13 protein-coding genes are annotated in these 12,279 nt (G+C 57.3%); 6 read left to right on the forward strand and 7 right to left on the reverse strand.

Going from position 1 to position 12,279, the window contains the following annotated elements; all coding sequences use genetic code 11:
• Window positions 1-36: 36 nt before the first annotated feature.
• From DDZ13_RS09320 to pduL, 6 genes are all read right to left on the reverse strand, one after another.
• On the reverse strand, window positions 37-351 hold the full coding sequence (locus DDZ13_RS09320) for a EutN/CcmL family microcompartment protein (RefSeq protein WP_110131189.1): 315 nt from the start codon (window positions 349-351) through the stop codon (window positions 37-39).
• Window positions 352-360: 9 nt separating this feature from the next.
• The gene (locus DDZ13_RS09325) at window positions 361-666 is read right to left on the reverse strand and encodes a BMC domain-containing protein (protein WP_110131190.1); all 306 of its coding nucleotides are present in this window, start codon (window positions 664-666) and stop codon (window positions 361-363) included.
• A gap of 144 nt (window positions 667-810) precedes the next feature.
• Window positions 811-1,995 (reverse strand): acetate/propionate family kinase, encoded by a 1,185-nt coding sequence (locus tag DDZ13_RS09330; RefSeq protein WP_110131191.1) that lies wholly within the window; start codon window positions 1,993-1,995, stop codon window positions 811-813.
• Between the two features lie 115 nt (window positions 1,996-2,110).
• Window positions 2,111-2,389 carry a BMC domain-containing protein gene (locus DDZ13_RS09335; protein WP_110131192.1) on the reverse strand — a complete coding sequence of 93 codons (279 nt, stop codon included), beginning with the start codon at window positions 2,387-2,389 and terminating at the stop codon, window positions 2,111-2,113.
• Between the two features lie 20 nt (window positions 2,390-2,409).
• A complete protein-coding gene (locus DDZ13_RS09340) occupies window positions 2,410-2,679 on the reverse strand; it encodes a BMC domain-containing protein (RefSeq protein ID WP_146209315.1) in 270 nt (89 codons plus the stop codon).
• Window positions 2,680-2,821: 142 nt separating this feature from the next.
• Window positions 2,822-3,505: a phosphate propanoyltransferase gene (gene pduL / locus DDZ13_RS09345; RefSeq protein WP_110131194.1), complete on the reverse strand. Its 684-nt coding sequence runs from the start codon at window positions 3,503-3,505 to the stop codon at window positions 2,822-2,824.
• 98 nt (window positions 3,506-3,603) lie between these two features.
• Between pduL and DDZ13_RS09350 the strand changes: the two genes are divergently transcribed.
• The 5 genes from DDZ13_RS09350 (at window position 3,604) to DDZ13_RS09370 (ending at window position 10,177) form a co-directional block, all read left to right on the forward strand.
• Window positions 3,604-4,365, forward strand: coding sequence for a DeoR/GlpR family DNA-binding transcription regulator (locus tag DDZ13_RS09350; protein ID WP_110131195.1), 762 nt, complete (start codon window positions 3,604-3,606; stop codon window positions 4,363-4,365).
• 18 nt (window positions 4,366-4,383) lie between these two features.
• Window positions 4,384-5,895, forward strand: a complete 1,512-nt coding sequence (locus DDZ13_RS09355) for a rhamnulokinase (protein WP_110131196.1) — start codon at window positions 4,384-4,386, stop codon at window positions 5,893-5,895.
• Window positions 5,896-5,966: 71 nt separating this feature from the next.
• Window positions 5,967-7,475 (forward strand): malate dehydrogenase (quinone), encoded by a 1,509-nt coding sequence (mqo, locus tag DDZ13_RS09360; protein WP_110131197.1) that lies wholly within the window; start codon window positions 5,967-5,969, stop codon window positions 7,473-7,475.
• Between the two features lie 388 nt (window positions 7,476-7,863).
• Window positions 7,864-8,964: a PfkB family carbohydrate kinase gene (locus DDZ13_RS09365; protein WP_110131198.1), complete on the forward strand. Its 1,101-nt coding sequence runs from the start codon at window positions 7,864-7,866 to the stop codon at window positions 8,962-8,964.
• Between the two features lie 34 nt (window positions 8,965-8,998).
• The gene (locus DDZ13_RS09370) at window positions 8,999-10,177 is read left to right on the forward strand and encodes an aldose 1-epimerase family protein (protein WP_110131199.1); all 1,179 of its coding nucleotides are present in this window, start codon (window positions 8,999-9,001) and stop codon (window positions 10,175-10,177) included.
• 212 nt (window positions 10,178-10,389) lie between these two features.
• Here DDZ13_RS09370 and DDZ13_RS09375 read toward each other — a convergent pair whose 3' ends face one another.
• Entirely contained in the window at window positions 10,390-11,163 is a 774-nt protein-coding gene (locus DDZ13_RS09375) for a TIGR01458 family HAD-type hydrolase (RefSeq protein ID WP_158279863.1), read from the reverse strand.
• A 305-nt stretch (window positions 11,164-11,468) separates the two neighbouring features.
• Between DDZ13_RS09375 and DDZ13_RS09380 the strand changes: the two genes are divergently transcribed.
• Window positions 11,469-12,278 carry a hypothetical protein gene (locus DDZ13_RS09380; protein ID WP_146209316.1) on the forward strand — a complete coding sequence of 270 codons (810 nt, stop codon included), beginning with the start codon at window positions 11,469-11,471 and terminating at the stop codon, window positions 12,276-12,278.
• Window position 12,279: the final 1 nt, after the last annotated feature.

Genomic DNA, 12,279 nt, shown 5'->3' on the forward strand with positions numbered 1-12,279 from the left:
TCTTTTGGAACAGGCGTCTCGCCTGTTTGCATCGTTTTAACCATTCTTCGCTTCGTAGGTTTTCTTGCCCTGCACGCTGACGGTATCAACGAGTCCGACAATGGCCGCGTCGACCGGCATGGTCTTGAGTCCGTCGGCCTGACGGGCGGAACTGCCTTGGGCAAACATCACGAGTTCACCCTCCCCGGCTCCGAGCGTGTCGACGGCAACGATGGTGTTACCGCCGGGCTTGAAGCGCGAAGGGTCCTCGGGGTCGATCAACATCGGACGAAGCAGGAGGAGCTTTCGACCCCGCATGCTGTCGTCCTTCTTGGTTGAGACGACGGATCCTATGACTTTACCCAAATACATGAGAAAAAGTTACTTGGATGCGGTTGAGCGCTTTGCCTTCGCACCGGGAACCACGATATCGGTATCGTCGTGCGGGCGTGCAATGACATGGGCGCTGACGACTTCACCGTAGCGGCCTGCGGTTTCGGCTCCGGCTTCGATCGCTGCATTCACTGCCGCGACGTCTCCGGTAACGACTGCGCTCACGAGCGCGCTGCCAACACCCTTCATCGGGCCGGTCAGTTCGACGTTAGCTGCTTTGAGCATTGCGTCCGTGCCTTGGACGAGAGCGATAAGGCCCTTGGTTTCTAGTATTCCGATTGCTTGTTTTGCCATGATATTTTGTGGGTTAAGTTATGAGATTCGGGATCCGTGAAGTGGGATTCGAGATTTAGTGATAAGGGATATGTGAGAGAGTCCTTTTCGTAGCCGAAGCCCTTCGGCTTTGAGTTATAAGAATGAATATATTTTTAATTTTGGTTAGTGAGATTGTTTAAAACGGTAAACTTCGCGAGCGATGACCAACTCCTCGTTGGCCGGGATCACGCAGACTTTGATTTTGGATTCGGGGGCGCTGATGATGCCTTCCTTCCCCCGGACTGTCGCATCGTTGGCGGCGGGATCGATGACGACACCAAGGTCCTCCAGACCGGCGCAAACTTTGGCCCGTAGATTGGCATCGTTTTCGCCGATGCCGGCGGTGAAGGAAATGACTTCCGCACCACCCATCTTGAAGTAAAAGGAACCGGCCCAGTGGCGGATACTGTCGATCAACACATCGACCGCCAATTGGGCGTCCTTGTTGCCTTCGGCCGCAGCTTCGCGAACGTCGCGGGCATCATTGCTGACACCGGACAAGCCGAGCAGTCCGCTCTCCTTGTTGAGCTGGCGTTCCGCCTCCTCCATCGACAAGCCGAGCATCTTGTTGACATAAGGGATCGCCATGGAATCGAGATCCCCCACCCGGTTGTTCTGCGGAAGGCCGCTCTGCGGACTGAAGCCCATGCTGGAACCGATGGCGACGCCGTTTCTGATACCGACCACCGAGCTGCTGCCACCGAGGTGGCAGGAGATCACGCGGAGCGGATCGCCGGAATAGTCGCTCGGCCCATCGACATAGAGACCGCGGGCACGTTCGAACACGGCATCGTTACCCACAAGTTCCGCCGAACGCTCGGCGATGAACTTGTGGCTGGCCCCGTGGAAGCCGTAGCGCCGGATGCCGAGCTCCCGCCAGGACTGCGGAATGGCATAAACCGTTGCCGCCGGATCGACCCATTGAAAGAACGCGGTTTCGAACAGGGCGACCCGCGTGACCGCGGGCAGCTTTTCTTTGAAACAGCGAATCCCTTCCGCGTAGGCCGGGTTGTGCGCCGGGGCCACTTCCTTGAATCCGTCCAGTGCCGCGAGTACCCGATCGTCGGCTTCGACACAGCCGCTCAGGTCCTTCCCCAGCACGGTCTTAAAACCGACCGCGTCCAGGTCGTCCCCGGAGGCGAGATGCCCGTCAGCCTTCAGAGTTGCCAGCATTTCCCCGATACAGGCGGTATATTCGGAAACGCGCTCAAAACCGCCTTTGGCCAATAGCGTGGCCTCGGTATCGCCCATATCAAAAAGACGATACTTGAAGGAGGTGGATCCGAGGTTGGCGACGAGAATTTTCATGCGAATTCGGAGAATTCAGTTGTTCAGCTACCAGTTGCTCCGTTTTCAGTTCCTCGATTATCAAACTGATAACTGGAGAACCGAAAACCGGTTAACTGCGAAGCATCGCTTCGCTCTAGCCAATCCAGCTTCCCAATTTACCGAGGTCATCGTGCGGGCGCGGGATCACCTGGACCGCGACCACTTCGCCGACCTGTCCCCCGGCATCCGCACCGGCTTCGACCGCGGCTTTGACCGCGGCAACGTTACCTGTGAAGAATGCGGTCACGAGACCACTGCCGATCTTTTCCCAGCCGGTCATGGTGACATCGGCTGCTTTCAGAGCGGCGTCGCTCGCTTCCATAAGGGCGACAAAGCCCTTACATTCGATCATTCCTATTGCTTCTTTTGCCATGATAATTTCTCCGGTTAAAGTTATGCTTCAAAAAATTTGAGAAGGTCATCGTGCGGGCGCGCGATCACGTGGGAGGCGACGAGCTCGCCAACATTGTTGGCCGCTTCGGCACCGGCTTCGACGGCGGCTTTGACGCTGCCAACGTCCCCCTTAACGAGAACGGTCAAAAAACCGCCGCCGATGGAGACTTGCTTGACCAGGCTGACAGACGCTGCCTTGGCCATGGCATCACTGGCTTCAATGGAACCGGTGAGACCCTTCGTTTCGATTAATCCAATGGATTCACTCATGATAGTATGTGGTTTGGTGTGATGTGTTGATTGAAAATGCGATGCGGGATGCTGGATCCGTGATACGCGGTTTGAGATTTTTTATTGGGAATTTCTAATGAAACCGCGTGAGGCGAAGCCTTTTACGCGGCAATGTTCGGTGTTACTTGATCAATTCGCAGGGCACGTCCTGGGAGAAGCCGCAGGCATTGCCCTCGTCGGTGTCGATATGGACTTCCAGTTTAAAGGAGGGGTCGACGCGCACGAAGATGCGATCGAATGTCACGCCGACATCGCCGCCGACACGGAGCTTCATGAAGGACTTGTTCTCCACACCGTAGAAGGCGGCGTCTTCCGGCGCCATGTGCACGTGGGGAGCGGCGCGGATCACGCCTTCGTTCATCTCGAGAAAGCCGGCGGGCCCCATCAACATGCACCCCGGCGTACCGGCGATGTCGCCGGAGTTGCGCACCGGCACCTTGAACCCAAGCGAAATCGCATCCGTGGCGGCGAGTTCGACCTGGTCGAAATCACGGCAGGGGCCGAGAATTCTCAAATTGGAAATCACCCGGCTCCGGGGGCCGATCAGCGTGACCGATTCTTCCGCCGCGTATTGCCCTTCCTGGTACAGCCATTTTTTCGGGGTCAGCTGGTGCCCCTTGCCGAACAAGGTCTCGACCGATTCCTGGGAAAGGTGGCAGTGACGCGCGCTGATGTTGACCACCAGTGGATTGGGCCCCTGAGACGCCTGGGGCGAAGTACCGTTTTGCACGTGACGACGGAGACTCTCACGCACAAGCTGGGCAATCTGGGCTCGATTGATAGAGGGGTTGTTTGCTGCAGCCATTCGTAGAAATTTGGAATTCAGCGCTAAAAAACCAACTTTTTAGGCCTAAAGTCAACATATTTCTTGCATAAACCCAAAATTATCCAGATTTTGGAGCAATGTTAGCCCCCGAACGTCAGCAGCAGATTCTCACCCTGCTGGAAGAGCGCGGTACCGTCCGTACCATTGATCTGGCTGAGGAATTCCAGGTGACGGATGAAACCATCCGCCGCGACCTGCAGATTTTGGCCGACAACGGCCAGCTCACGCGCATCCACGGTGGCGCAAGCAATCTCAACGGCCGGCCGAAACTGCAGTCCTTTACCGAGCGCCGCTCCATCCATGTGGAAAAGAAGCGGGCCATCGCGCGGACCGCGATCGAATTCATCCAACCCGGGCTGACCTATGCCTTCGACAGCAGCACCACTGTCTTTGAGCTGGTTTGCTCCCTGCCCGACCTGCCCTTCCGGGTGGTCACGAATGCCTACGCTGTCATTGATCAACTGATCGCCCACGAACAGACCGAGCTTATTTCCACCGGAGGCCGCTACCATCCCAAAACCCAGACCTTCGTCGGCGGGGACAGCTACCACTCCCTGCGGCGACACAATATTAACTGCGCCTTTGTTTCCAGCGTCGGCCTCGACCCGGTGCAAGGTGCGGCGGAAGGCTTTGAAGAGCAGGCCGTCTTCAAGGAAAACCTCGTGCAAATGTCCGAGGAGGTGATCCTGCTCATCGACTCCACAAAGCTGATGCAACGTTCGGAATATTTCTTCGCGGGCATCAACCAGCTCTCGCGTATCATTACCGACAACGAAGCCGACCCGGAGGTCATTCGCAAATTGATTTCATCCGGTTGTTCCGTCACGGTGGCCGGGTAATCCGTTTTTATCCCTTTCATGAGTCAGAATAAAGTTTATCTCGCAGTCGATCTTGGTGCTGGCAGTGGACGTGTCCTCGCCGGAGAGTTCGACGGAAAACACATTGAGCTGCATGAGCTCAACCGATTCGAAAATATCGGCCTCGAACTACCCAGCGGTTCACACTGCAATGTGCCGGCACTCTACCAGAATATACTGGATGGCCTGAGAATTGCCGCAGACAGATACGGCGATGCGGTCATCAGCCTAGGCATCGATACCTGGGGCGTGGATTATGGCCTCCTGGATAAGGACGGACGTCTCCTGGGCATCCCCTACTTCTATCGCGATAGCCGGACTCAATCCATGATGGAGAAGGCCGAACAGATCGTGCCAAAGGAAAAGATCTATGAGGCGACGGGCATACAGTTCATGTTCTTCAACTCACTCTACCAATTACTCTCAGAGGTCGAAGGCCGGAACTCGGGCCTGCAAGTCGCGGAAGACCTGCTCTTCATTCCCGACCTCCTCGGTTACTGGCTCACCGGTAAAAAAGTCCAGGAACGCAGCATCGCCAGTACGTCCCAGCTCTACAATCCAAGGAAGAACGACTGGGATTACGAGCTGATCGAAAAGTTTGGCCTCCCGAAGCATCTTTTCAAAAAGCTCAGCGATCCGGGCCACGTGCTCGGCGGGCTGAGCGAAAAAGTCGCCCGCAGAACCGGCCTAAACGGGACCAAAGTTATCACCGTGGCCGGCCACGACACTGCCAGCGCCGTTGCCGCCGTTCCCAGCCAGTCAGCCACTCCGGCTTACCTGAGCAGTGGCACCTGGTCGCTGCTCGGGCTAGAACTACCCGAACCGGTCATCAACGAGCAATCGCTAGCGGACGGTTTCACCAATGAAATCGGCGTCGGCAACACCATACGTTTTTTGAAAAACATTTGCGGTCTCTGGCTCATCCAGCAGAGCCGCCGCTACTGGCGGGCCGCGGGCGAGGATATCGCTTACAGCAAAATGGCTGCTTTCGCGGCAGAGGCGGAACCATTCCGCAGCTTCATCGATCCGGACAGCCCGCTCTTTGTCGAAGAAGGCCACATGCCGGAAAAAATTCAGCAATACTGTAAGAAGACAGGTCAAGCCGTGCCGGAGACCAAAGGCCAGATCATCCGCTGCATTTACGAGAGTCTGGCACTGCGTTACGCCGAGGTTTGGCAGAAACTGCTCGAGTACACGGAAACACCCCCGAAGACGCTTCACATCGTGGGCGGCGGCTGCCAGGACAAGCTGCTCAACCAATTCACCGCCAATGCGCTCGGCATGCAAGTCGCTGCATGCCCGGTGGAAGCCACGTCACTGGGCAACATTCTGGTCCAGATGATGAATGACGGCGCGATCAAGGATTTGCAGGAGGGTCGCGAGATCGTGCTGAACTCCTCACTGGTCGAACGCTATGAACCGGAGGCGCAGGAGGCATGGGCCGCCCAGAGAGACCGCTTTGCCGATGTCATCTCCGGCACCGCAAGAAGTGAAACCGACTTCTCTATTTAAAATATTATTTTACGACTAAAAATAACGACCCGCTACCGCTAACCGAGCACCCACCATAAACTGAACACACAATGAAAAGCGAAAATCATATTGATAATCCCGATGTCATTCTCATCGGAAGCGGTATCATGTCGGCCACTCTCGGTGCCGTCCTCAAGCAGTTGGATCCCCGCCTGCGGATCCAGCTTTACGAAGTTGCGGAAGAGCTCGCCATGGAAGCGTCCAACGGCTGGCACAACGCCGGTACCGGCCACGCCGGGCTCTGCGAGCTCAGCTATACGCCCGACTATGGTCCCGACGGGGAGGTCAAAGTCGACAAGGCCATCGAGATTTTCAATCAGTTCGAGCAGTCCCTCCAGTTTTGGGGCTACGCGGTGCGTAACGGGATGATCCAAAACCCGAAGGACTTCATCAACCCGGTCCCCCACCTCAGTTTTGTTTACGGTCAGGAGCAGGTCGACTTTCTGCGCTCGCGCCACCGCCAGATGACGAAGCACCATTTCTTCAGCGAGATGGAATACACCGAGGACCGCGAAACGATCCGCGAGTGGGCCCCACTCATTCTCGAGGGCCGCGATCCGGAGGAACCGGTGGCCATGACCCGGATGCCGCACGGTACCGACGTCAACTTCGGCGCGTTGGCCACCCACCTGATCGAGTGGCTGGGTAAGCAGGAGGGCTGCGGCTATGCCACCCTCCACCGCGTCACCGATCTGACGCGCAACGCCGCGGGTGGTTGGGATGTGGAAGTAAAGAACGTCGAAGCCGGCAAGACTTTTACCAACCAGGCTAAGTTCGTCTTTATCGGAGCCGGCGGCGGCAGCCTCCCGCTCCTGCAAAAGTCGGGCATCGATGAAGCCAAGGGCTTCGGCGGCTTCCCCATCGGCGGCCAATGGCTCATCTCCAAAAACCCCGAACTGGTCAACCAGCACAACGCAAAGGTCTACGGCATGTCCCCGGGGGCCGCCCCCACCATGGCGGTACCGCACCTGGACACCCGGGTGATCGACGGGGAGAAATCCCTTCTCTTCGGCCCCTACGCCGCCTGGACCACCAAGTTCCTCCACGAAAAAGGCAGCGCCTTAGACCTGCCCGGCTCCATCCGCTTCGACAACATCGGCTCGCTCATCAAGGTCGGACTCGGCAACATTCCGTTGGTTCGCTACCTGATCCAACAAGGCACCCAAAGCATGCAAACCCGGATGGGGGAGCTGCAGAACTTCTTCCCCGGCGCAAAGCAAGATGACTGGGACCTCATCGACGCCGGCATCCGCGTGCAGGCGATCAAGAAGGAAGACGGCGACGCCGGCATCGTCCACTTCGGCACCGAGGTGGTGACCGATGCGGACCGCACGCTCTCCGCCCTGCTGGGCGCCTCCCCGGGCGCCTCGGTTTCCACCAACATCATCGTCGAGATCATCAAGAAGTGCTTCGCCCAAAAACTGGAAGAAAGCGAGTGCCACGAGCGCATGAAGACCATGATCCCCAGCTACGACGAAGACCTGATCGATCCGTCCATGGCAGAGCGCCAGGAAAAGCTCAACCGGGAAGCCCTGACCTCGCTTCAGGTCATGTACTAGTATTTGTATCATCGATACGTCAGGATGTCCCGTTAACGAAGCTTAATCGGACAGCCGCGCCTCCACTGCCCGGGCAGCGTGAACAGGAATGCAATTCCCTCTGCAGGGGAAATGCGCTGCTTCGTGCCGGCATCCCGGGACTCATCACAGGGATGAAAAACTCGCCCAACGGGCGTCAGGCTATTATCTTTTATTCTCGTGCCCGGAGAGGCAATCACTACGATCCCGCAAATGCGTCAAAGCGGCCAAACGTCCCAAAACCAAAGACTTCTTTCCCGGCCGGAACATTAGCCCCTCACAAACAGAGCATCACGCCAACTACTACCCGCCGGCCGTGCTTCGATTAATATCCCCCATTCCTCGTTAAGAATCATAAACTTCCCTCCCCATGAGCGCGATAATGCAAAAATACGTCGATTACATTAACAACTTTAACGGGAACATCCTGCTGGGCTGTGACGGCTTCGTGGACGAGACTTACGAGATCGTCGAGGAGCGACGGAGCCAGACCGACTACACCGCCATGCCCAAGCTGAAGAATTTTGGCGAGCTGCTGGTCGAGCGCGCGGACGGCGGGGTCGGTGTCGAGCTGGTCTGGAAGCGCCGCTGCGAAGGCGGCTGCGGCATCAACACCGGACGCATCGCCGCTTGCCTAGGGATCAAACCCATCCTTCCAGGCCTTTACGGTGACAAGGAGATCGATCCGGCCTTTGAGGAATTCAGGGACAGCTGCGAAATCCTCAGCCTGGGCGACCCGGCCTTGACCATCGCGCTCGAGTTCCCGGATGGCAAGGTGCTCATGAGCGACCTGAAGGCCGTCTCCAATCTCACATGGGCGGATGTGCAACAACGGTTGGGTGAGGCCAAGCTCAAGGAAATTTTCAAAGACCTCGACATTCTCGGGCTCGGCTACTGGTCGCTCACGTCCAACTTCGACGATATCTTCAAGGGCTTTATGGCCGAATGCGAAGCCAGCGGCAACTTCCCCGGGCGTATGTTCTTTGACTTCGCCGACATCAAGAAGAAGTCCAGCGAGGCCTTCCTGAAAACCCTGGACCTGGTCCAAAGATACAACGACCGGGTGCCCCTCACCTTCAGCCTGAACGAGCACGAGGTCTTCGAACTCTTCGCCCGGATCGGGGTTGAGCGCCCTCCCCTCGAACCGGCCGCCATCGCCGAAGCCCTGAAAGTCGCCCGCGAGAAAATCGGATTCGACGAGCTGGTCGTGCACACCCCCGACTTCGGAGCCGCCTCCAGCGCCAAGGATGGCGAAGCCTACGCCCTGCAGGAGCGCCAGACCGAAGTCGTCCGACTCGCCGGGGCCGGTGACAGCTTCAACGGCGGCTACCTCTGCGCCTCCCTCGGCGACCTGCCCCTCAAGGAACGCCTCGTCATCGCCAACGCCGCCACCGCCTTCTTCGTCTGCAACGCCACCGGCCCGACAAGAGAGCAACTGATCGCGCAAATCGAAAAGGCGAAGGATAAGTGAAGATCCAGCGTAGCCGGACAAGCAATTCCCCATCATGAAAACACTCCACAAACTCCCCCTCCTTGATCCGGAATCCGGTGACGACTTTCAACACATCTTTCTCGAAGCGGACGAAGGCGCGGCTGCTGATTGGTCGGTGCAGTCCTATACCCTGCGCGGCGGTCTTCAGGAAGGCGTACAGGTGGTCGAGATCCATAACGGCAAGCTCCACTTCGCCGTCCTCCCCACCCGCGGGATGGGCATCTGGAAGGGCGAATGCGGCGAGATCACACTCGGTTGGGACTCGCCGGTCAAGGATCCGGTTAACCCGGCTTTCATCAACCTGGAGGAACGCGGCGGACTCGGCTGGCTCAAAGGCTTCAACGAATGGTTCGTCCGCTGCGGGATTAACAGCATGGGCGCTCCCGGCATCGACACGGTGACCGACTACAGCGGCAACTCGATGGACGTGCCCCTCACCCTTCACGGCAAGATCGCCAACATCCCCGCCCGCGCTGTCTCGCTGGAAGTGACGGACGGGGCCATCGTCCTGCGCGGTGAGGTCGACGAAACCATGATGTTCGGTCCGGCCCTGCGCCTCAACGTCGAGATCCGCACCGACCTCGGTTCGGACGCCATGACCATCACCGACACCGTGACCAACCTCGGCCAGAACCCGCAGGAGCACGAGATGCTCTACCACATCAACTACGGGGAAACGCTTCTCGAAAATGGATCGCGATTCGTCGCGCCCTTCAAACAGGTGGCGCCACGCGACCCGCGCTCGGCCGAGGGCATTAAAACTTTCGACCGCTACGGCGACCCCCAGGCCGGCTTCGTCGAGCAGGCCTACCTCTACGACCTGGCCGCCAAACGGGGCAGCCGCGAGACCGCCGTCATGCTGCGCAACGCCGCCGGTAACCAGGCCTCCGTCCTGCGCTTTTCCCTGAAAGACTTCCCCTGCTTCACCCAGTGGAAAAATACCGCCGCCCGGGCCGACGGCTACGTCACCGGCCTGGAACCGGCGACCAACTACCCCAATCCCCGCCGCTTCGAACGGGAGAAAGGCCGGGTCATCACCCTCAAGGGCGGCGAGTCACGCAACACCACCCTGACCATCGAGGCACTCGATACCAAAAAAGCCATCAGCGAGGTGGAGAAGGAAATCCGCCAGCTGCAGAAGACCGTCAAAGGCATCGTCGATCCGGAACCGTTGGGCAAGTTTTCGGGCTAGCGGTCAGCACTGGAATACCGGGCGTGCGATCGCACATTTCTACAGTACCGAAAACCCTGCAGCGAACGCTTATTCAAGGACATGAAGAAAGAAATGCTGGAGCGTTTTAAACTATACCTAAACATTGACTAGTATTGACCCTGAAGGCAGAGCCAACCGCTTGGTCACCAAAAGGGGGTCCAACGCAAAATATAAAGATCCGAGAGTCCGGCTCAAGAACTTGAAAGCAGTTCCGGCAGGACCGCGATGGACTCAATGACCGCGTCCGGCTTTTGTTCCATTTGATCCAGTTGATCCCGGTTGAATTTTCCGGTCTGCACGAGGATCCCGATCAGTTTGTTATGCATGGCGCCAAGGACATCGCTCTCCAAATCGTCCCCGACGACAGCGACCGATTCAGCCGGCACATCAAGCTCGGCCACCGCGTTTTCAAAAAAGGCTTTGGAGGGTTTCCCCAGGCAGACTGGTTCCTTTCGAGAGGCGTAGGCCAGGGCCTCAACAAAGGGCCCCATATCGAGAAAGAGCTCGCCACCTGACTCAAAGCATCGATTCCGGGCAAGCGCATAGAAGGCGGCACCGTCAGCGATCAACCGAAAGGCCTGATTCAGGGTGTCGTAGTCAAACTCGCGGCCGAGGTCGCCGAGGATGACCACATCCGGGTGCGCACGGTCTTCCGGAATTTCCGAAAAATCCTCTTTCGCTTCCTCGGCGACGAAGAGTGCGGCACTGGCAAACCCGTCCGCCCGGAAGCGCTCACAGGCCGCGGCCATGGGAGTGAGGATCCATTCTTCTTTCGTTACGACTCCCAGCGAGGCGAGCTTCTGCACAATCCGCGCCCGCGATTGAGTGGTCGTGTTGGTCAGGAAGCGGTACGGTATGGCCCGCCTCTCAAGCTCGGCGAGGCAGCGCCGCGTGCCCTCGATCCGGTCGCTCCCGGAATAAAGCGTGCCCGATAAGTCGAGAAGCACTCCTTTAATTTTAGCCATACTCATAACTAAGATTACGGCAGAAATCGTGCCAGAAAATTTGCCTAAGATCAGAAGGGATATTGGGCACGGATGGCCCGGACTTCGATGAGGCAACCCCTCTCCTGTTGCTCCCTGGGAACCCCGCCTACAGGAAAGGGTTTGGTCGCTATGCCTGAAGGCGGAATATCCAACACAGGCGATGCCTGCCCACCTTGCATATCTCGATTGCCTGACAATGTCCCTGGCCTCATGTTACAAGTATGTCTCCAAGTTTATTGCGTCGTTGGCTAAAAAATGGCGCGCGCCTGTTTCTTTTCATATCTGTGATACTTCAGAACGTCTTTGGCGAGGAAGACGATACGCCTATATCGCACGGGCGACTGATTGAAGATTTTCCCACCGTGGACCAGAGAGTCCTTACTGGGGCCGAATTCAGATGCGGCTCTATCGCGCTGGGCTCCTGGTTGATTTGGCTGACGGAGAAGGAAGTTCTTTCAGCACCCGTCGAACGAAAGACGGAATCGAGTCCAATCTTCAATCAGGCCGGGTTAACGATAGAAGAACAAGCGATCCTCGCCGAGGTGGATACTCTCGCCGGAAACACGGGCGAGATCAGCCTGATGCGTCTGATCGAAACTTTAATCCAGTACTGCCACCGTAATGCGGGTGACACAGGATTAGAGATCTATTATTACAATCTACCGAATGACAACCTACTTCACCAACTGGTGGATTCCGAATTGCCGGTAATTTTGTTCCAGGGCATCTATAGAAAGAACTCCCAGAGCAAACAACTCGAGAGGCAGAGAGGTCATTACTCCTGCTTAATCGGGAAGAATGGTGAGCAGTTGATCGCCAATACTTACGCACAAAACCAAGTGTTTACAGTAGAAGCGCTTCCTATGAAGAGCCTGATTGAAAATGACCGCTACCGCCCGACCGGCAGCGAAAGTTACCTTTACCTGCGTTGTCCTCCAGAGCAATACCCGCGCTATATGTTCCGGGCATTCGTCCCCTCGGCCCCGCAGACCGCACGAAAACAAATTTTCCGGGGCACACCACTCTTCGCCCGGCCCGAGGAAACGATCCTGATCGAAGGCGCCTTGGCCTTTCGAGTGGTTGAAAGGCATTGAG

Origin of the sequence: Coraliomargarita sinensis (assembly GCF_003185655.1) — a bacterium.
GTDB classification, from domain to species: domain Bacteria; phylum Verrucomicrobiota; class Verrucomicrobiia; order Opitutales; family Coraliomargaritaceae; genus Coraliomargarita_B; species Coraliomargarita_B sinensis.

Excerpts from the sequence above, each read along its gene's own strand:
- DDZ13_RS09365 (WP_110131198.1), top strand. The coding sequence starts at position 7,864 with ATGAGCGCGATAATGCAAAAATACGTCGATTACATTAACAACTTTAAC.
- DDZ13_RS09335 (WP_110131192.1), bottom strand. The coding sequence starts at position 2,389 with ATGGCAAAAGAAGCAATAGGAATGATCGAATGTAAGGGCTTTGTCGCC.
- DDZ13_RS09355 (WP_110131196.1), top strand. The coding sequence starts at position 4,384 with ATGAGTCAGAATAAAGTTTATCTCGCAGTCGATCTTGGTGCTGGCAGT.
- DDZ13_RS09350 (WP_110131195.1), top strand. The coding sequence starts at position 3,604 with ATGTTAGCCCCCGAACGTCAGCAGCAGATTCTCACCCTGCTGGAAGAG.
- DDZ13_RS09325 (WP_110131190.1), bottom strand. The coding sequence starts at position 666 with ATGGCAAAACAAGCAATCGGAATACTAGAAACCAAGGGCCTTATCGCT.
- DDZ13_RS09375 (WP_158279863.1), bottom strand. The coding sequence starts at position 11,163 with ATGGCTAAAATTAAAGGAGTGCTTCTCGACTTATCGGGCACGCTTTAT.
- mqo (WP_110131197.1), top strand. The coding sequence starts at position 5,967 with ATGAAAAGCGAAAATCATATTGATAATCCCGATGTCATTCTCATCGGA.
- DDZ13_RS09340 (WP_146209315.1), bottom strand. The coding sequence starts at position 2,679 with ATGAGTGAATCCATTGGATTAATCGAAACGAAGGGTCTCACCGGTTCC.
- DDZ13_RS09330 (WP_110131191.1), bottom strand. The coding sequence starts at position 1,995 with ATGAAAATTCTCGTCGCCAACCTCGGATCCACCTCCTTCAAGTATCGT.
- DDZ13_RS09370 (WP_110131199.1), top strand. The coding sequence starts at position 8,999 with ATGAAAACACTCCACAAACTCCCCCTCCTTGATCCGGAATCCGGTGAC.
- pduL (WP_110131194.1), bottom strand. The coding sequence starts at position 3,505 with ATGGCTGCAGCAAACAACCCCTCTATCAATCGAGCCCAGATTGCCCAG.
- DDZ13_RS09320 (WP_110131189.1), bottom strand. The coding sequence starts at position 351 with ATGTATTTGGGTAAAGTCATAGGATCCGTCGTCTCAACCAAGAAGGAC.